2 protein-coding genes are annotated in these 3331 nt (G+C 64.7%); both read left to right on the top strand.

The genetic code is table 11. The features are described 5' to 3' along the window. The first annotated feature begins 388 nt into the window (after window positions 1-388). Complete coding sequence (gene aceE / locus N878_RS15705) at window positions 389-3034, top strand: pyruvate dehydrogenase (acetyl-transferring), homodimeric type (RefSeq protein WP_021444567.1); 2646 nt, start codon at window positions 389-391, stop codon at window positions 3032-3034. 11 nt (window positions 3035-3045) lie between these two features. After that, window positions 3046-3331, top strand: a 286-nt coding sequence (locus tag N878_RS15700; protein ID WP_036988016.1) for a biotin/lipoyl-containing protein, incomplete at its 3' end; no start/stop codon positions are given.

The following is a 3331-nucleotide window of genomic DNA, read 5'->3' as shown; positions in this document are numbered from 1 at the left end:
CGGCCCACTGCGCGGGCAGGCCCTCATGCTCGGCCAGCGCCGCCTGCAGCGACTGCTCGGCGCGCTCGGCCAGGGGGATCAGGGAGGGGGGCAACTCGACCGGCAACGGCAGGCTCATGGTCTATCCTTTTGGCGGACTGCCGGTCGCCTGGCGGGTTCGCCCGGAACCCCGCTCCTGCGGGGCGCGCACGGCCGGCGGTGGCGCGGATTGTAGTTTTACTACTAAAGAATTGTATCCAGAGGGCTGAATCCGCCGTCGAAATGTAGTAAAACTACAAACGGCCGGTCCTACCCCCGGTAAATCCAAGAATTCAACTCGCCCGCCCAAAAAGCCGGCGAGACCCAACTGGCCTCCGATTCTGGAAGCCTTTCCGCCCTGGAGCAAGCCATGCAAGACCTCGATCCGATCGAAACCCAGGAATGGCTGGACGCCCTTGAATCCGTCCTCGACCGTGAGGGTGAAGACCGTGCCCATTACCTGATGACCCGTATGGGCGAGCTGGCCACCCGCAGCGGTGCGCAACTGCCCTACGCGATCACCACGCCCTACCGCAACACCATCCCGGTCACCCACGAAGCGCGTATGCCGGGCGACCTGTTCATGGAGCGCCGTATCCGCTCGCTGGTGCGCTGGAACGCGCTGGCCATGGTGATGCGCACCAACCTGGACGATCCGGATCTGGGCGGCCACATTTCCAGCTTCGCCTCCTCGGCGACCCTGTACGACATCGGCTTCAACTACTTCTTCCAGGCCCCGACCGACGAACACGGCGGCGACCTGGTGTTCTATCAGGGCCACGCTTCGCCTGGCGTCTACGCCCGCGCCTTCATGGAAGGGCGCATCAGCGAAGAGCAGATGCAGAACTTCCGCCGCGAGGTGGACGGCAAGGGCCTGTCCTCCTACCCGCACCCCTGGCTGATGCCGGACTTCTGGCAGTTCCCCACCGTGTCGATGGGCTTAGGCCCGATCCAGGCGATCTATCAGGCGCGTTTCATGAAGTACCTGGAAGCGCGCGGCTTCATCCCCGCCGGCAAGCAGAAGGTCTGGTGCTTCATGGGTGACGGCGAGTGCGACGAGCCGGAATCCCTCGGCGCCATCTCCCTGGCCGGCCGCGAGAAGCTGGACAACCTGATCTTCGTCATCAACTGCAACCTGCAGCGCCTCGACGGCCCGGTACGCGGCAACGGCAAGATCATCCAGGAACTCGAAGGCGTGTTCCGCGGTGGCGGCTGGAACGTCAACAAGGTGGTCTGGGGCCGCTTCTGGGACCCGCTGTTCGCCAAGGACAAGGACGGCGCCCTGCAGCGCCGCATGGACGAGGTGGTCGACGGCGAGTACCAGAACTACAAGGCCAAAGACGGCGCCTACGTGCGCGAGAACTTCTTCAATACCCCGGAACTCAAGGAGATGGTCAAAGACCTGTCCGACGACGAGATCTGGAAGCTCAACCGTGGCGGCCACGACCCGTACAAGGTCTATGCGGCCTACCACCAGGCGGTCAACCACAGCGGCCAGCCCACCGTGATCCTGGCCAAGACCATCAAGGGCTACGGTACCGGTGCCGGTGAAGCGAAGAACACCGCGCACAACACCAAGAAGGTCGACGTCGACAGCCTGCGCCAGTTCCGCGACCGCTTCGACATCCCGGTCAAGGACGAGGAGCTGGAGAACCTGCCCTTCGTCAAGCCGGAGCCGGGCAGCCCCGAGTACAAGTACCTGCACGAGCGCCGCGCCGCCCTCGGCGGTTTCGTGCCGCAGCGCCGGCCCAACAGCTTCAGCATCCCGACTCCGCCGCTGGATACCCTCAAGGCCATCCTCGACGGCTCCGGCGACCGCGAAATCTCCACCACCATGGCCTTCGTGCGCATCCTCGCGCAGCTGGTCAAGGACAAGGAGCTGGGTCAGCGCATCGTGCCGATCATCCCGGACGAGGCGCGTACCTTCGGCATGGAAGGCATGTTCCGCCAGCTCGGCATCTACTCCTCGGTCGGCCAGCTGTACGAGCCGGTGGATAAAGACCAGGTGATGTTCTACCGCGAGGACAAGAAGGGCCAGATCCTCGAGGAAGGCATCAACGAGGCCGGCGCCATGAGCTCGTTCATCGCCGCCGGTACTTCCTACTCCAACCACAACCAGCCGATGCTGCCGTTCTACATCTTCTACTCGATGTTCGGCTTCCAGCGCATCGGCGACCTGGCCTGGGCGGCCGGCGACAGCCGTACCCGCGGCTTCCTCATCGGCGGCACCGCCGGGCGTACCACGCTCAACGGCGAAGGCCTGCAGCACGAGGACGGCCACAGCCACCTGATGGCCGCGACCATCCCCAACTGCCGCACCTACGACCCGACCTACGGCTACGAGCTGGCGGTGATCATCCGCGAAGGCACCCGGCAGATGATCGAGGAGCAGCAGAACGTCTTCTACTACATCACCGTGATGAACGAGTCCTACCAGCAGCCGGCCATGCCGGAAGGCGTCGAGGACGGCATCATCAAGGGCATGTACCTGCTTGAGGAAGACAAGAAGGAAGCCGCCCACCACGTGCAGCTGCTGGGCAGCGGCACCATCCTGCGCGAAGTGCGCGAGGCGGCGAAGATCCTGCGCGAGGAGTTCAACATCGGCGCCGACGTGTGGAGCGTCACCAGCTTCAACGAGCTGCGCCGCGACGGCCTGGCCGTGGAGCGCATCAACCGCCTGCACCCGGGGCAGAAACCCAAGCTGGCCTACATCGAGCAGTGCCTGTCCGGGCGCAAGGGCCCGGTGGTGGCCAGCACCGACTACATGAAGCTGTTCGCCGAGCAGGTGCGCCAGTGGGTGCCGAGCAAGGAGTACAAGGTGCTGGGCACCGACGGCTTCGGCCGCAGCGACAGCCGCAAGAAGCTGCGTCACTTCTTCGAGGTAGACCGCCACTGGGTCGTCCTGGCCGCCCTGGAAGCCCTGGTGGACCGCGGCGAGATCGAAGCCAAGGTGCTGGCCGACGCCATCGCCAAGTTCGGCATCGATCCCGATAAAGCCAACCCCCTGGACTGCTAAGGAGCGTAGCGATGAGTGAATTGATTCGCGTACCCGACATCGGCAGCGGTGAGGGTGAAGTTATCGAGTTGTTCGTCAAGGTCGGCGACCGTATCGAAGCCGACCAGAGCCTGCTGACCCTCGAGTCGGACAAGGCCAGCATGGAAATCCCGGCGCCCAAGGCCGGCGTGGTCAAGGAGCTGAAGGTCAAGCTCGGCGACCGCCTGAAAGAGGGCGACGAGCTGCTGGTACTGGAAGTCGAAGGTGCCGCCGAGGCAGCGCCTGCGGCCCAGGCCGAAGCCGCCCCCGCCGAAGCCC

It is taken from the genome of Pseudomonas sp. EGD-AK9 (assembly GCF_000465935.2).
Taxonomy (GTDB): Bacteria; Pseudomonadota; Gammaproteobacteria; order Pseudomonadales; family Pseudomonadaceae; genus Aquipseudomonas.
The sequence above is the reverse complement of the archived record's forward strand: the minus strand, read 5'-3'. Positions and strand labels throughout refer to the sequence as shown.